Source organism: Laedolimicola intestinihominis (genome assembly GCF_040096155.1).
Lineage (GTDB): Bacteria > Bacillota > Clostridia > Lachnospirales > Lachnospiraceae > Laedolimicola > Laedolimicola intestinihominis.
In genome coordinates, this window is the sequence record NZ_JBBMFE010000018.1 from 12651 (window position 1) to 28091 (window position 15441).

Consider the following 15441-nt stretch of genomic DNA (forward strand, 5'->3'; position numbering starts at 1 on the left):
ATTGGTTATGAGACCGGAAATTGAAGAGGTAAAGGAACTTGTTATTAAAGGAAGCGCGAAGAAGGTAGCAAAGGCAGTGCAGGCTGCTCTGGATGCAGGTTGTGATGCTTCTGAAATCCTGAATCAGGGTATGGTAGAGGCGATGTCCGAGGTTGGAGAGCAGTTCTCCAAAAATGAAATCTTTGTATCCGAGATGCTGGTAGCGGCCCGCGCCATGAAAAAGGGCGTTGCAGTTCTGCAGCCGCATCTTGCAAATGGCTCCACAGGAAGCCTGGGCAAGGTAATTATCGCTACGGTTAAGAATGACCTGCATGATATCGGAAAGAACCTGGTTGCCATGATGATCGAGAGCGCAGGCTTTGAGGTCATCGACCTGGGAATCGATGTTCCCATTGCAAAGATTATTGAGTGCTACCGTGAAAATCCGGATACCAAGATCATTGCGCTGTCCGCGCTTCTGACCACAACTATGCCGGATCTGCGTGAGACAGTAGACGCTTTGAATCATGAGGATTTCCGTAACGAAGTAAAGATCATGGTAGGCGGCGCTCCGATTACCAAGGAGTTCGCAGATGAGATCGGTGCCGACGGATATTCCGCAGATGCCGCAGAGGCAGCAGTTCTTGCCAAGAAGCTGGCAGCATAATCACGATATAATTCTTTTTATTGCTACATTATCCCTCAGGAACCGGACCGCTTTTGGCGGTCCGGTTCTTTTATCCGGCTTTTTTATCCGAAAAAAGTAATGCACAAATGTTTAATTTGTAGTAAACTAAGTAAGAATCATGCAATAAAACGGTCCTGTATGAGGAGTGAATATTATGATAGCAATCATTGACTATGATGCGGGCAATTTAAAGAGCGTGGAAAAGGCGCTCCTTTCCCTGGGGGAAGAGGTGCTGATAACCCGTGAGAGAGAAGCATTGCTTCGCGCGGATAAAGTAATTCTTCCGGGCGTCGGCAATTTCGGGGATGCCATGGAAAAGCTGAAAAGCTATGGACTGGTTCCGGTGATTCAGGAGCTGGCAGAGAGGGGAAAACCATTCTTAGGCATCTGCCTGGGGCTGCAGCTTCTGTTTGAGCGAAGCGCAGAGGCTCCCGGCGTAGAGGGACTGGGAATTCTGAAGGGAGAGATTCTGCGGATTCCGGATGGGGAAGGCCGGAAGGTGCCCCATATCGGCTGGAATTCCCTGCATTTACAAAATGGCGGGCGTTTATTTGAGGGACTGCCGGAGGGAGCTTACGTGTATTTCGTTCACTCCTATTATCTGAAGGCAGAGAATCCGGAGATTGTGAAGGCTGCGACAGAATATGGCGTGACCATTGATGCATCCGTGGAACAGGGAAATATCTTTGCCTGTCAGTTCCATCCGGAAAAGAGCAGCCAGGTGGGACTTAAGATTCTTGAAAATTTTGCGAAGCTGGAGGGTTAGGCAATGTTTACCAAACGAGTGATCCCATGCTTGGATGTACACGCGGGACGCGTGGTGAAGGGCGTGAATTTTGTAAACTTAAGAGACGCCGGCGATCCGGTGGAGATTGCGGCTGCCTACGACGTGGCCGGGGCGGACGAGCTGGTATTCTTAGATATTACGGCTTCTTCTGACGCGAGGGGTACGGTTGTGGATATGGTGCGCCGGGTGGCGGAGAAGGTTTTTATTCCCTTTACGGTAGGCGGCGGAATCCGTACCGTAGAGGATTTTAAGGTGCTGCTGCGGGAAGGGGCAGATAAGATATCTGTGAACAGCGCGGCCATTATGCGGCCGGAGCTTATCAGCGAAGCGGCAGACAAGTTCGGAAGCCAGTGTGTGGTAGTGGCGATTGACGCCAGACGGCGCCCGGACGGCAGCGGCTGGAATATCTATAAAAATGGCGGACGTATAGATATGGGAATCGACGCGGTGGAATGGGCCATGAAGGCCGATCGGCTGGGAGCCGGTGAGATTCTTCTGACCAGCATGGACTGCGACGGGACGAAGAATGGCTATGATCTGGAGCTGACCCGCACCGTTGCGGAAAATGTGTCCATTCCGGTGATTGCATCCGGCGGCGCAGGCACAAAGGAGCATTTTCATGACGCCCTGACAGAGGGAAAGGCAGACGCGGTACTGGCAGCCTCCCTGTTCCATTATAAGGAGCTGGAGATCGGGGAGCTGAAGGAATATCTGCGGGGACGCGGCGTATCTGTCCGCCTGTAGCGGGACAGTATAAAAGATACAGATTTTTACAGGAGATAAACAAGTATGTCTATGATTCAAAATGACTGGCTGGAGCCGCTGAAACCGGAATTTTCCAAGCCATATTATGCGGAATTATTCAAATTCGTGAAAAATGAGTATGCGACCCGGCAGATTTTCCCGCCAGCGGACGATATTTTCAATGCTTTTCATCTGACTCCGCTTCACGAGGTAAAGGTGGTCATTCTGGGACAGGATCCCTATCACAATGACGGACAGGCCCACGGGCTGTGCTTCTCCGTGAAGCCGGATGTGGCTATTCCGCCGTCGCTGGTGAATATCTATCAGGAGCTGCACGACGACCTGGGCTGCTATATCCCAAACAACGGCTACCTGACCAAATGGGCGAAGCAAGGCGTACTGATGCTGAACACGGTGCTGACCGTCCGGGCTCATCAGGCCAATTCCCATCGGGGCATGGGCTGGGAACAGTTCACCGACGCGGCCATCCGTATCTTAAATGAGCAGGATCGCCCGATTGTATTCATTCTCTGGGGCAGTCCGGCCCAGAAAAAGGCTCAGATGCTGAACAACCCGAAGCATCTGATTCTGAAGGCGCCCCATCCGAGTCCTCTGTCTGCATATAGGGGATTTTTCGGAAGCCGTCCCTTCAGCCAGACCAATGAATTCCTTGTAAAAAATGGGCTGGAGCCCATAGACTGGCAGATTGAAAATGTGTAGGCAGATAAAACTGGCCAGAGCCTGGTATGCAGAACAGAAGAAGAGCACGCGGGTGATGCTCGAGCTTCTGACAGGACTGGTGACCTGCTATCTTATATTTTTGCTGTGGCTGATTCCGCAGATGATGGCGGCTGTGCCGATGGATACGAAATACTGGAAGGTAAAGCTTCTGGCTGCATTGGTGATGCTGATTCCGGTGTATCTGGGATTGCAGTGGGGTGTGTACCGATGCTCCGGTATGATTTTATCGGAGACCAGCCCCTGTACGGATCCGAAGAAAGAACGGCGGCGTCTGATTTTTTGGGCGGTGCTGGGCTTTGGTGCAGTCTTTATCTGGATGATGGTGTATTTCTACGCTTATTTCCCGGGCTCCTTTGACTGGGATAATCTGGATCAATGGTGGCAGATACAGAACCACCAGTACGACACCTGGCATCCGGTGTTCCATACACTGATTATCGCGCTGTTTTCGAAGATAGTGAATCATTACGGCTTCGTAGTTTTCATGCAGCTGCTTTTATACAGCCTGGTCTGCGGCTACCTTGTATACACCATGGCAAAATGGCGTTTTCCGGTATGGGCATTGGTGCTCACAGAGTTTTTCCTGGCGGCCAATCCGCAGACCCACCGGATTCTGCTTTTTATGTGGAAGGACAGCGCGCTGACGGTGTTCATGGTGCTGTTTACCGTATATCTTGTCAACATTTGGAAGACGAATGGACAGTGGCTTAAGAAAAAAAGGAATCTGGCAGTATTTATTCTGGTGCTGATTTCCATTTCTCTGGTGCGCCACAATGGCATCCTGTATACGATTCCACTGCTGATTCTGATGCTCTTGTTCTTCAGGGAGCTTCGCAGGGAAGCAGCCGTTTCCCTGGTGCTGATGCTGGCGGGCATGTGGATCATCGAGCATCCCATCTACGATCTGGTGGGGGCCAGCCGTCCGGACCAGACCTATGTGGAGACGGTAGGTGTGCCCATGACGATTCTCTGCAATGTCCATGAGATGGCGCCGGAGAGCTTAAGCCCGGAGGCGGCGGAGTTTTTCGCCAAGATTGGACCGGAGAAGCGCTGGAAGATCTACGAGATGGGCAATTATAATTCCTTTAAGTTTGTAACCAATGCAAATACGGTTATCAAGGAGACTGATCCGGCAGAATTCCTGAAATTTACGGCAGAGACCATAAAGAATGCGCCGGGTCTGTCCCTGCAGGCGTTCTACGAGGTCACACGGATGGTCTGGGATATTCGGGGAACAGAAGAGTGGCATGCAGATCTGGAGTATCAGATCCGGGAAAATGACTGGAATTTCAGCTATGTGAAGAACCGGGAAGGCGTGCGGACAGCCCTCAATGACTTCGACGAGTGGGTGCTGAACAGTCCCGTAGATTACCTGTTTTCCTACAATGGCACGCACCTGTTGATTCTGATTCTATGTACGCTGTTTGTCTTCATACGGAAGGGCAAGGGCTGGAAAGCCATGACGCTGATCCTGCCGATCTTGGCTTACAGCTATGGAACCATGCTGCTGCTGTGCGGCCCGACCTACCGGTTCTTCCATTTCGACAGCGTGATTTTTGCGCCGCTGTGTCTGCTTCTATTTAGTAGAACCGGGGAGAAAGAGGGAGAACAGAAAACGGTCTGATAGGAGTCAGAAAAAATAAAAGAATATAAAAATATCAAAACCGTGTATCTATATCATAAAGGGTACACGGTTTTGGTTTATAAAAAACACCCGCAAGAACCCTTATTACTACAGAGTTCTTACGGGTGTTTCAATTTTAATTCGGTGAACTATTTTGTTCAGCTTTCAGATGCTTATTGGCCGTAGACAGCATCAGCTTTAACCGGTTCAACTGATTGACCTCGCTGGCGCCGGGATCGTAGTCAATGGCTACCACATTGGAGGTGGGGTAGCGGCGGCGCAGCTCTTTGATAACGCCTTTGCCGACCACGTGGTTCGGCAGACAGCCGAAGGGCTGGGTGCAGACGATGTTCGGCACGTCTTCGTGAATCAGCTCCAGCATTTCCGCGGTCAGGAACCAGCCCTCGCCGGTCTGATTGCCCACGGATACAATGTCGGAGGCCATATCGGCCATTTCGTCGATGTTGCCGGGCGCGTTAAAGTGGACGCTCTCTGTAAAGGCCTTGGCGGCGGGCTTCCGAAGCCATTCCATGGCCTGGATACCGGCCCGGGCTACCCGCGCGCCGGAGCGCTTTTTGCCCAGGTGGTCCGCCTTGAACTCGCTGTTCTTAAAGCAGTACAGCAGGAAGTCCATCAGATCCGGAACCACAGCTTCCGCTCCCTCATGCTCCAGAAGCTCCACCAGATGGTTATTGGCAGAGGGTGAGAATTTCACCAGAATCTCGCCAACCACGCCGACCCGGGGCTTCTTCAGATCCTCATGGATGGGCAGACGGTCGAAGTCCTTGATGATGCCGCGGCAAATCTGGACGAAGCGCTTGTGGCTCACATGCTTCTGGGAGACGAAGTCCTGACAGATTTTCAGCCATTTGGCGTGGAGACGGTCTGCAGAGCCGGCCTCTCTCTCATAAGGACGCATCCGGTACAGGACCCGCATGAAGATGTCGCCAAAGACCAGTCCGTAGAGACCTTTTACAGCCAGACCCGGGGTAATCTTGAAGCCCGGGTTGGTCTCCAGATGATTCAGGTTCAGGGATACCACCGGAATCTGCTCCTGTCCGGCCTTGGCCAGAGCCCGGCGGATGAAGGAGATGTAGTTGGTGGCACGGCAGCCGCCGCCGGTCTGGGTGATGATAACGGCCAGCTTATTTGTATCGTATTTACCGGAAAGGACAGCAGTCATAATCTGCCCTACCACCACCAGAGAGGGGTAGCAGGCGTCGTTGTTGACATATTTTAAGCCCATGTCGATGGCAGCCCGGTCAGAATCCGGCAGTACCTCCAGCTTGTAGCCGGAAGCCCGGAAGGCAGGCTCGATAATGTCGAAATGAATCGGCGACATTTGCGGACACAGGATGGTGTATTCTTTGCGCATTTCCTCGGTGAAGACCACGCGATCATAAGCGGAGGAAACGATGCTCCGGCATTCGCCCTTGTTTTCACGCACGCGGATAGCGGCGATAAGGGAACGGATCCGGATGCGGGCAGCACCCAGGTTATTGACCTCGTCGATCTTCAGGCAGGTGTAAATCTTGCCGGAATTGGTCAGAATGTCGCTGACCTCGTCGGTGGTGACGGCGTCCAGACCGCAGCCGAAGGAGTTCAGCTGAATCAGATCCAGATCGTCCCTGGTCTTTACGAAGCTGGCAGCCGCGTACATCCGGGAATGGTACATCCACTGGTCCATGACGAACAGCGGGCGCTCCACCGGATGGAGATGGCTGACAGAATCCTCGGTCAGTACAGCCAGACCGTAGGAATTGATCATTTCCGGGATGCCATGGTTGATCTCCGGATCCACATGGTAGGGACGGCCTGCCAGCACGATGCCACGGCGGCCGGTCTTCTGCATGTATTCCAGGGTTTCCTCACCCTTGCGCATGATATCCTCGCGGGTATGCTCCATTTCCGCCCAGCCCTTCTTGGCTGCCTCGCGGATCTCATTCTCGGAGATGCCGCAGTGCCTGGAAAATTCTGTAACAAGTTCATTTTCCAGAATGGACTCGTTCTCAAAGGACAGGAATGGGTTAAAGAAATCAATGTCGCTGCCGGACAGCTCGTCGATGTTATTTTTGATGTTCTCCGCGTAGGAGGTGACGATGGGGCAGTTATAGTGGTTGCCCGCATCCGGGAACTCAGTCCGCTCATAGGGTACGCAGGGGTAGAAGATGAACTTCAGGCCCTGACGGATGAGCCAGGTCACATGACCGTGGGCCAGCTTAGCCGGGTAGCACTCAGACTCGCTGGGAATGGACTCAATACCCATTTCGTAAATCTTATGGGTGGAAGAAGGGGAGAGTACCACCCGGTAGCCCAGATCCGTAAAGAACGTGAACCAGAAAGGATAGTTCTCATAGAAATTCAGAACACGGGGGATACCCACAGTTCCGCGCTTCGCAGCTTCCTCAGATAAGGGCTCATAGTCGAAGAGACGCTTATTTTTGTATTCGTACAGGTTCGGAATATTGTCCTTGTTTTTTTCTTTTCCGATACCACGCTCGCAGCGGTTGCCGGAGATATAGCGGCGTCCGCCGGAAAATTTGTTGATGGTCAGACGGCAGTGGTTGGTACAGCCGTTACACTTGGTCATGGAGGTGGAAAATTCCAGGTTATTGATCTCGTCAATGGAGAGCATGGTGGTCTCCATGCCGTCCTGATACCGTTCCCTGGCGATCAGAGCCGCGCCGAAGGCGCCCATGATACCGGCAATGTCGGGACGAACCGCCTCGCAGTCCGCGATTTTCTCAAAGCTTCGAAGAACCGCGTCATTGTAGAAGGTGCCGCCCTGTACCACGATATTTTTACCGAGAGCGGAGGCGTCGGATACCTTGATAACCTTGAACAATGCGTTCTTGATAACCGAGTAAGCCAGACCTGCGGAGATATCGGACACCTCGGCGCCCTCTTTCTGGGCCTGCTTTACCTTGGAATTCATAAACACAGTACAGCGGGTTCCCAGATCGATCGGATGCTTGGCAAAAAGCGCCGCCTTGGCAAAATCCTCTACGGTGTAGTTCAGGGATTTAGCAAAGGTCTCAATGAAGGAACCGCAGCCGGAGGAGCAGGCCTCGTTCAGCTGCACACTGTCTACGGTGTGGTTCTTGATGCGGATACATTTCATATCCTGACCGCCGATATCCAGGATACAGTCCACGTTCGGATCAAAGAATTCAGCGGCGTAATAATGAGAAACAGTCTCGACTTCGCCCTCGTCCAGCATGAGGGCTGCCTTAATCAGGGCCTCGCCGTAGCCGGTGGAGCAGGAACGGGCAATGCGCGCGTTCTTCGGAAGGAACCGGTAGATATCCTTGATGGCGCGGATGGTGGTCGCCAGGGGGTTACCATTGTTACTGCTGTAGAAGGAATAAAGCAGGGCTCCGTCCTCACCTACCAGCGCAGCCTTGGTGGTGGTGCTTCCGGCGTCGATGCCGAGGAAGCAGTTGCCCTCATAGGCCTGGAAATCGCCGCGCATAACCTCATGACGGCTGTGACGCTCCTGGAATTTGGCATATTCATGCTCATTGGCAAAAAGCGGCTCCATACGGGCCACCTCGAAATCCATCTGGATATGGTTTTGGAGACGCTGCTTCATATCGCTTAAGGAAGCGCTCGTCTTCTGCTCACAGCTTAAGGCGGAACCCATGGCGGCGAACAGGTGAGAGTTCTCCGGCGCAATGATGTGCTCTTCATCCAGATCCAGGGTGCGGATAAAGGCTGCTTTCAGTTCCGATAAGAAATGAAGCGGGCCGCCCAGGAACGCCACGTGTCCCCGGATGGGCTTGCCGCAGGCCAGTCCGCTGATGGTCTGGTTGACCACGGCCTGGAAAATAGAAGCGGCCAGGTCTTCCTTGGTGGCACCGTCATTGATCAGCGGCTGAATATCGGACTTGGCAAATACGCCGCAGCGGGCCGCGATGGTATAAAGGGAATGATAGTTCTTGGCGTACTCATTCAGACCGGTGGCGTCCGTCTGCAGAAGAGAAGCCATCTGGTCGATGAAGGAACCGGTACCGCCGGCGCAGATACCGTTCATACGCTGCTCCACATTGCCGCCCTCGAAGTAAATGATTTTTGCGTCCTCACCGCCAAGCTCTATCGCCACGTCGGTCTGGGGAGCTGTCTGCTCCAGAGCCGTCGCTACAGCTACGACTTCCTGTACGAAGGGCACGCCCAGATGGTTCGCCAGGGTCAGTCCGCCTGATCCGGTGATGGCCGGATAGACGGTCAGATTGCCAAGCCTTCCTTCCGCCTTTTCAAGCAGAGAAGCCAGGGTCTCCTGGATGTTGGCGAAATGGCGCTCATAATCAGAGAAGAGAAGCTCCTGCTTCTCATTTAAAATAGCTACTTTTACAGTGGTGGAACCGATGTCAATTCCCAGTGTATAGATAGTTGAATTATTCATAAAAAATATACGGCGGATTTCTCCGCCTCCCTCCTTTTCTAAATGACAGCAAAAGGTTTCTTTGACACTAATGTACATTATACGACACAAAATTTTTGAAATCAAATAAAAAAAATATAAACAATTTATGGAAAGTTTAACAAAAAGGCGCAGAGGTAACAGGATTTTCCGGATTGCATACAGTAAATGTATATAAATAGGAAGAAAAGGAACCGGATTTTATGGAAAAATGCATGGGATTTCTGCATACGGTCGAAAAAGGGGACACTCTCTATGCCTTAAGCCGTCGTTACCGGGTGCCTCTCGGGGCGCTTCTTTACGTCAATCCCTACATCAATGTCTACAACCTGCAGGTGGGGGACGAGGTGTGTATTCCCCTGCGTCGGCGTCCGCGGCAGGTGCCTCCGGAAAAAGAGAGGGGAGAAGGAAAGACCATTGCCTCCGGTTGACAAACAGAGGCTTCCCGCCTATAATAAAATTGTCTGAAAATGTTTCCGGGATTCGTGGAAATACAGTTTCCACGGCCCGGAAATCTTGTGTCACAGACATTTTTGATAGGAAAGGATGAATTATTTTTTATGAACTGGATAGACAAGCTGGAGAAAAAATTTGGCCGCTACGCGATTCACAATCTGATGTATTATGTGATTATTCTTTATGCGCTGGGGTATGTGATTAATGTGGTGGCGCCCGATTTCTATACCGGATACCTGTCTCTCGATCCCACCGCCATCCTGCACGGCCAGATCTGGAGAATCGTGACCTTTATCATTTACCCACCTTCCACAGGGCTGTTTTTCTTCCTGATCAGCATGTACCTGTATTATTCCATCGGCAAGGTGCTGGAGATGCAGTGGGGCGCGTTTCGCTTTAACCTGTATCTGCTGACAGGTATGTTGCTTCATGTGGTGGCAGCTTTCTTAAGCTGTTACGTGTTCGGTGCGAATATTGGCCCCATGTTCGGCACCTATTATCTGAACTATTCGCTGTTTTTCGCTTTTGCGGCCACTTATCCGAACATGCAGTTCCTGCTGTTTTTTATCATTCCGATTAAGGCGAAATGGCTTGGTATCATCAATGCGGTGTACTTTGGCGTAACTATCGTGGCGGGATTTGCAGCACCGTATCTTTCGGTTCAGACGCTTCTGACTCTGTATCAGGCAGGCATCATCGCCCATCCGGCTTATGCGGTCATGGCTCTGGTGTCCCTTGGCAACTTCCTGATTTTCTTCTTCAGTATGAAAACCATGCGTCGGTACTCCCCGAAGGAGGTACACAGAAGACAGGTATATAACCGGAGCGTGCAGCAGGGCGAGAAACGGGCCAGCGTTCACAGATGCGCAGTCTGTGGCAGGACGGAGAAGGACGGCGACGATCTGGTATTCCGGTACTGCTCCAAGTGCAACGGCAATTATGAGTATTGTCAGGATCATCTGTTTACGCATGAGCATGTGAAATAGACATACAAAGCAGACTTCATTCATACACATTGTACGATGGTCATACCTTTACGAGAACGTTATAATTTTAACAAATAAAAAAGGAGGTTTTGTTTCATGAACACACCTGCGGAAATTGCAAAAAATTATGTGGGAATCGGAAAAGGAAAGGTGAATACACCGCCGCTCAAGCTGTTTATCCTCGGCATTATGGCCGGTATCTTTATCGGTATCGGCGGTATCGCCTATGAGATGGCAACGGCGACCATCGGCGGAGCTCTGGGCAAGCTGGTTGGCGCCTGCATGTTCCCGGCGGGACTGGCTCTTGTACTGATTGCGGGAAGCGAGCTTTTCACCGGCAACTGTCTGTTGGTTATTCCGCTTCTGGAGGGAGAAGTGAAATTCTCCGGCGTTCTGAAAAACTGGGTTTTCGTATACCTTGGTAACTTCGTAGGCTCTTCGCTCCTGGCTTTTCTGGTAGCTTTCGGACACAGCCCGTCTCTGCTTGACAAGGGACTTCTGGATGTGGTGATGTCTGTGGCGGCAGGCAAGGTGGCTTTAAGCTTCGGCGACGCTGTATTCCGCGGCATCGTCTGCAACATGATGGTATGTCTGGCTGTCTGGATGTCCTTTGCGGGTAAGACCGTAGCCAGCAAGATTGCGGGACTTTATTTTCCGATTATGATCTTCGTTATGGCCGGCTTCGAGCACAGCATTGCGAATATGTACTATCTGATGGTAGGCATCTTCAGTAATTCTATCTACGGCGTGGGTAACACAGCTGTGAATCTGGGCGCGGCGCTGACGAAGAATCTGCTGCCGGTAACTCTGGGCAACCTTATCGGCGGAGCAGCTATCGGCATCGTATACTGGTATCTGTATTTAAAAGGAACCAAAAAAGACTAAAGAATGAAAAGGGGTAAAGTATGAGCATTCGGGTAGAAGAATTCGGCACCACGAAGGACGGACAGAAGGTAAAGAAATACATACTGGAAAATGGAAAAGGCATGAAGGCGGCTGTCCTGAACCTGGGCGCGGTACTGGCGGAGCTTCACGTGCCGGATAAGGACGGCACGCTCCGTGATGTGGTCTGGGGCTATGAAGATGTAGCGGGCTATGAGGTCAACGGACCGGATCTGGGAGCTGTCGTGGGCCGGAATGCCAACCGTATCGGAGGGGCCGTTATCACCATTGCGGGCAAGGATTACACACTTGTGAAAAATAATGGCGAGAACAACCTGCACAGCGGCCCGGATATGTATTTTACCAGAATGTGGAAAGCGATCATCGCTGACGACAATAAGGTAGAGTTTTCCCTACATAGTCCCGATGGGGATCAGGGGTATCCGGGCAATGCGGATATCACCGTATCCTACACACTGACGGATGGCGGTGAGCTGCAGATTGCTTATGAAGGTAAGGCAGACCGGGATACCATCTTTAACCTGACCAATCATTCCTACTTTAATCTGGACGGTCAGGAGTCTGATTCGGTGCTGGAGCAGAAGGTATGGCTGGACGCAGACGCATTTACACCGGGCGACGCAGGTCTGATTCCCACCGGAGAGATTCGGGATGTGACGGGAACCCCTATGGATTTCCGGACGGAGCATATGATCGGCGAGCGTATCGATGCGGACTACGAGCCTCTGAAGCAGGCCGGCGGTTACGACCACAACTATGTGCTGAAGAACGAAGGAAAGTACGCACTGTGCGGAAAACTCATTTCCCAGAAGAGTGGTATCTGCATGGAGGTCTCCACGGATCTGCCGGGTATCCAGCTTTATTCTGCCAACTTTCTGGAGAATGAGAAGGGCGGCAAGGAGGGACGCACCTATGGAAGACGCAGCGCCATCTGTTTTGAGTCCCAGTACTTCCCGGACGCCTGCCATCATGAGAATTTTCAGAGTCCCATCGTAAAGGCGGGAGAGGTATACCGGACGAAGACCGGATATCGATTTTCAGTGATAAAATAGAAAAATAAATGGATTTACCTGTGAAAATCCCGGGGCGAAAAGCTCCGGGATTTTTAAAATACACTTGAAATTCAGACGCAAATATGATATTCTATATACAACATAAAAAGATGTATTTCGTAAGGATTGTAACTCTCTGAGGCATTACCTGATGTGGTGTGCTATGAGAGTTTTTTTATTGGGAAAATAAGGATGACAATAAGGATGACAATACGGGAAAGACAGGAGAAGGGGAACAGAAGATGTTTGACAGATGGCTGAAGAAAAAAACAGAGGTGGTATCGCCGGTAAAAGGAGTCTGTATTCCTCTGGAACAGGTGAAGGACAGCGTATTCGCCTCCAAAATGCTGGGGGACGGCTTTGCGGTGGAACCGGCGGAGGATCTGGTGTCCGCGCCGGTGGCCGGAAAGGTTGTGATGCTGCCGGCCACCGGCCACGCGGTGGGAATCCGGACGGATAAAGGCGTGGAGGTCCTGATTCATATCGGCATCGATACAGTGGAGCTTCAGGGAGAGGGCTTCGAGTGCCTGGTGTCAAAGGGAGACCGGGTGCGTTGCGGAGATCCGCTCATTGAGTTTGACGGGGCCCTGATGAAGAAAAAGGGTCTGGATATGACCATTATGGTGATTTTCACGGAAGGATACAGCGGAAGCCCGGACGCGTCCTGTTACGGGAAGACCGTTGCCATGGGAGAGCCCCTGATGACACTGGATTAGACCGGTGCGGGGAAAGGTGAGAGATACGAGGTGTTTGTGTGAAAATAGTAAAAAAAATAAACAACAATGTGGCGATAGGAAGGGATCAGGCCAATCGCGAGGTAGTTGTTTTCGGAAAGGGAATCGGGTTTGCGGACGGCTCTTATGAGCTGACGGATTTATCTCGGATAGATCGGACCTATTACGATATCGATCCCAAATATGTGGGGCTTTTAAATGAAATCCCGGAACATATCTTTACGCTGGTGTCGAAGCTTCTGGAGATAGCCAAGGGAAAACTGAATATGCCGCTGAATCCCAATCTGGTGTTTATTCTGGCGGATCACATACATTTTTCCATCGAGCGTTACCGGAAGGGAATCTATCTTGCGCTTCCCTACTCCTATGAGCTGGAGTACGAGTATCCGGAGTTCACAAAGGTAGCGAAATGGTTCATCAAACATGTGAATCAGAAAATGCGTGTGGAGCTGGAGCCGGGAGAGGTGACCAGCATTGTGATGCATCTGATCAATGCTTCGGAAAACCTGCAGCAGGAAGCGCAGGGAGAGAAGCTTCTGGATCACGTGATCCGCGATGTGACGGATCTGGTGGAGTCAAGCTTCCAGATGCAGATTGACCGGAGCAGTTTTAACTATTTCCGTTTCAAAAATCATCTGAAATACTTTGTACAGCGAAGAAAAAAGGGAGAGCAGTTCCAGGACAGCAACCGGGAGCTCTATCTGGAAATGAAGAAAATCTACCCGGAGGCCGACGCCTGTGTGGCGAAGATTGATAGATATCTCCAGTGCATTTTTCAGGAACCCTGCTCGGAGGATGAGCTGCTGTACCTGATGGTGCATGTGAACCGGCTTTATACGAAGGAAGAATTTAAAAATCAATAATTTCTTTACGAACCATACAGGATGCTGGCGCGCGGTATCCTGCCTGTAAGATACACAAAAACAAGAAACAGACAGAAGGAGAGATATTATGGCAAAAAATTATGAAGAGCTGTCCGGTCAGATTATTACGCTGATTGGCGGAAAGGAAAATGTAAGCTTTTTTACCCATTGTGTGACGAGACTGCGTTTTACCCTGAAGGATCGGGAGCGGGTTCAGGTGCCGGAGCTTGAAAAGCTTCCCAGCGTATTTGGAACCAAGTGGAGCAACGGACAGCTGCAGATTATCGTGGGAAATGAGGTCAACGATATCTATGACGCGGTCTGCGAAAAAGGCGGCTTCCAGAAGGAAGAGGCCATCGACGAAAATCTGGACGGCGACGTGAAGGAAAAGCGGGGCATCAAAGATCTGCTGGGAGTATTTATGGAGACCCTGTCCTCCATATTCGCGCCCTTCATTCCGGCCATTGTGGCCTGCGGTCTGCTGCAGGGCCTGCTGTATTCGGTACAGTCCCTGGGATGGCTTGACTCCACCACAGACACCTACACCTTTTTCTTCACCTGCTCCCAGGCAGCCTTTTATTTCCTGCCGATTCTGGTAGCGTTCTCCGCAGGAAAGCGGTTTAAATGCAATCCCTATCTGGCGGCTACCACAGCGGCGATTCTGATGCATCCGGCCTTTGCGGGAATGGCAGGCACGACGATTAAATTATTTGGCTTTATCCCGATTACCTATGCAGGCTATTCCTCCACGGTCATTCCGGCCATTCTGACTGTCTATTTCCAGTCTCATGTGGAGCGGCTCTGCAAGCGGGTCGTACCGAAGATGATTGATATTATCGTAACGCCGCTGGTATCCGTGCTGGTATCCGCAGTGGTAGGCTGGCTTGTGTTGGCGCCCATCGGTAACTGGGTAGGTACCTTTGTGGCAGAGGGCATTCTGTGGCTGTATCAGACCCTGGGACCGGTAGGCGGCGCGCTGTGCGCAGGTCTGTATCCCTTTATGCTGATGACTGGTATGCAGGTGGCCATGTCCCCGATTACCGTGCAGAATCTGGCGACTTTGGGTTACGACTTTATCTACCCCTGTACCGCATGCTCCAACGCGGCCATGGCGGTATGCGCCCTCTACATCTACTGGAAGGCAAAGAATCAGAACACCAAGTCCCTGGGACTGTCCACCGGTATCACCGCTTTGATCGGCGTCACAGAGCCGGTTATGTTCGGTCTGATTATGAAGTATAAGAAGGCGCTGTACGCTACCATCATCGGCGGCGCGGCAGGCGGAATCGTTATGGGTATGTTTACGGTGCAGTATCTGTCCTTCGGTTTCGTGCCCTTTGGAACCATCGTGCTGGCCATGACGGAGACCTTCCCTATGTATCTACTGGGCGTGGGTATCTCCATGGTGGTGACCTGGATTGCCATGAGCCTGTTAAAGTTTGAGGAATAAGACAGAAGGAGAAA

Annotated in this window: 13 protein-coding genes; 12 read left to right on the top strand and 1 reads right to left on the bottom strand. The window is 51.5% G+C overall.

Annotated features, from left to right (window positions below; all coding sequences use genetic code 11):
- Positions 1–7 precede the first annotated feature (7 nt).
- From WMO29_RS14965 to WMO29_RS14985, 5 genes are all read left to right on the top strand, one after another.
- Positions 8–646 (top strand): cobalamin-dependent protein, encoded by a 639-nt coding sequence (locus WMO29_RS14965; protein ID WP_178039103.1) that lies wholly within the window; start codon positions 8–10, stop codon positions 644–646.
- Between the two features lie 175 nt (positions 647–821).
- Positions 822–1433: an imidazole glycerol phosphate synthase subunit HisH gene (hisH, locus tag WMO29_RS14970; protein ID WP_349165335.1), complete on the top strand. Its 612-nt coding sequence runs from the start codon at positions 822–824 to the stop codon at positions 1431–1433.
- A 3-nt stretch (positions 1434–1436) separates the two neighbouring features.
- Positions 1437–2198 (top strand): imidazole glycerol phosphate synthase subunit HisF, encoded by a 762-nt coding sequence (gene hisF, locus WMO29_RS14975; RefSeq protein WP_349165336.1) that lies wholly within the window; start codon positions 1437–1439, stop codon positions 2196–2198.
- 45 nt (positions 2199–2243) lie between these two features.
- Complete coding sequence (locus WMO29_RS14980; RefSeq protein WP_349165337.1) at positions 2244–2918, top strand: uracil-DNA glycosylase; 675 nt, start codon at positions 2244–2246, stop codon at positions 2916–2918.
- On the top strand, positions 2911–4563 hold the full coding sequence (locus WMO29_RS14985; RefSeq protein ID WP_349165338.1) for a glycosyltransferase family protein: 1653 nt from the start codon (positions 2911–2913) through the stop codon (positions 4561–4563). Before WMO29_RS14980 ends, WMO29_RS14985 begins: the two co-directional genes overlap by 8 nt.
- 136 nt (positions 4564–4699) lie before the next feature.
- On the opposite strand, the gene WMO29_RS14990 is transcribed toward WMO29_RS14985, so the two are convergent.
- Positions 4700–8965 carry an acyl-CoA dehydratase activase-related protein gene (locus WMO29_RS14990; RefSeq protein WP_349165339.1) on the bottom strand — a complete coding sequence of 1422 codons (4266 nt, stop codon included), beginning with the start codon at positions 8963–8965 and terminating at the stop codon, positions 4700–4702.
- Positions 8966–9186: 221 nt separating this feature from the next.
- Here WMO29_RS14990 and WMO29_RS14995 point away from each other — a divergent pair, with 221 nt between their 5' ends.
- The 7 genes from WMO29_RS14995 to WMO29_RS15025 all read left to right on the top strand — a co-directional run bounded on the left by WMO29_RS14995 (position 9187) and on the right by WMO29_RS15025 (position 15427).
- The gene (locus tag WMO29_RS14995; RefSeq protein WP_349165340.1) at positions 9187–9414 is read left to right on the top strand and encodes a LysM peptidoglycan-binding domain-containing protein; all 228 of its coding nucleotides are present in this window, start codon (positions 9187–9189) and stop codon (positions 9412–9414) included.
- A 129-nt stretch (positions 9415–9543) separates the two neighbouring features.
- Positions 9544–10425, top strand: a complete 882-nt coding sequence (locus WMO29_RS15000; RefSeq protein ID WP_349165341.1) for a rhomboid family intramembrane serine protease — start codon at positions 9544–9546, stop codon at positions 10423–10425.
- A gap of 96 nt (positions 10426–10521) precedes the next feature.
- Positions 10522–11310, top strand: coding sequence for a formate/nitrite transporter family protein (locus WMO29_RS15005; protein ID WP_349165342.1), 789 nt, complete (start codon positions 10522–10524; stop codon positions 11308–11310).
- A 20-nt stretch (positions 11311–11330) separates the two neighbouring features.
- Positions 11331–12380, top strand: a complete 1050-nt coding sequence (locus WMO29_RS15010; RefSeq protein ID WP_349165343.1) for an aldose epimerase family protein — start codon at positions 11331–11333, stop codon at positions 12378–12380.
- 242 nt (positions 12381–12622) lie between these two features.
- Entirely contained in the window at positions 12623–13096 is a 474-nt protein-coding gene (locus WMO29_RS15015; protein WP_349165344.1) for a PTS sugar transporter subunit IIA, read from the top strand.
- A 38-nt stretch (positions 13097–13134) separates the two neighbouring features.
- The gene (locus WMO29_RS15020; RefSeq protein ID WP_349165345.1) at positions 13135–13977 is read left to right on the top strand and encodes a PRD domain-containing protein; all 843 of its coding nucleotides are present in this window, start codon (positions 13135–13137) and stop codon (positions 13975–13977) included.
- Between the two features lie 88 nt (positions 13978–14065).
- Positions 14066–15427, top strand: a complete 1362-nt coding sequence (locus tag WMO29_RS15025) for a PTS transporter subunit EIIC (protein WP_349165346.1) — start codon at positions 14066–14068, stop codon at positions 15425–15427.
- The last annotated feature ends 14 nt before the right edge of the window (positions 15428–15441 follow it).

Bases quoted from the DNA above. Each gene is read 5' to 3' on its own strand.
- WMO29_RS14990 (WP_349165339.1), bottom strand. From the start codon at position 8,965: ATGAATAATTCAACTATCTATACACTGGGAATTGACATCGGTTCCACC.
- WMO29_RS15025 (WP_349165346.1), top strand. From the start codon at position 14,066: ATGGCAAAAAATTATGAAGAGCTGTCCGGTCAGATTATTACGCTGATT.
- WMO29_RS14995 (WP_349165340.1), top strand. From the start codon at position 9,187: ATGGAAAAATGCATGGGATTTCTGCATACGGTCGAAAAAGGGGACACT.
- WMO29_RS15005 (WP_349165342.1), top strand. From the start codon at position 10,522: ATGAACACACCTGCGGAAATTGCAAAAAATTATGTGGGAATCGGAAAA.
- WMO29_RS14980 (WP_349165337.1), top strand. From the start codon at position 2,244: ATGTCTATGATTCAAAATGACTGGCTGGAGCCGCTGAAACCGGAATTT.
- hisH (WP_349165335.1), top strand. From the start codon at position 822: ATGATAGCAATCATTGACTATGATGCGGGCAATTTAAAGAGCGTGGAA.
- WMO29_RS15010 (WP_349165343.1), top strand. From the start codon at position 11,331: ATGAGCATTCGGGTAGAAGAATTCGGCACCACGAAGGACGGACAGAAG.
- WMO29_RS15015 (WP_349165344.1), top strand. From the start codon at position 12,623: ATGTTTGACAGATGGCTGAAGAAAAAAACAGAGGTGGTATCGCCGGTA.
- WMO29_RS14985 (WP_349165338.1), top strand. From the start codon at position 2,911: ATGTGTAGGCAGATAAAACTGGCCAGAGCCTGGTATGCAGAACAGAAG.
- WMO29_RS15000 (WP_349165341.1), top strand. From the start codon at position 9,544: ATGAACTGGATAGACAAGCTGGAGAAAAAATTTGGCCGCTACGCGATT.
- hisF (WP_349165336.1), top strand. From the start codon at position 1,437: ATGTTTACCAAACGAGTGATCCCATGCTTGGATGTACACGCGGGACGC.
- WMO29_RS14965 (WP_178039103.1), top strand. From the start codon at position 8: ATGAGACCGGAAATTGAAGAGGTAAAGGAACTTGTTATTAAAGGAAGC.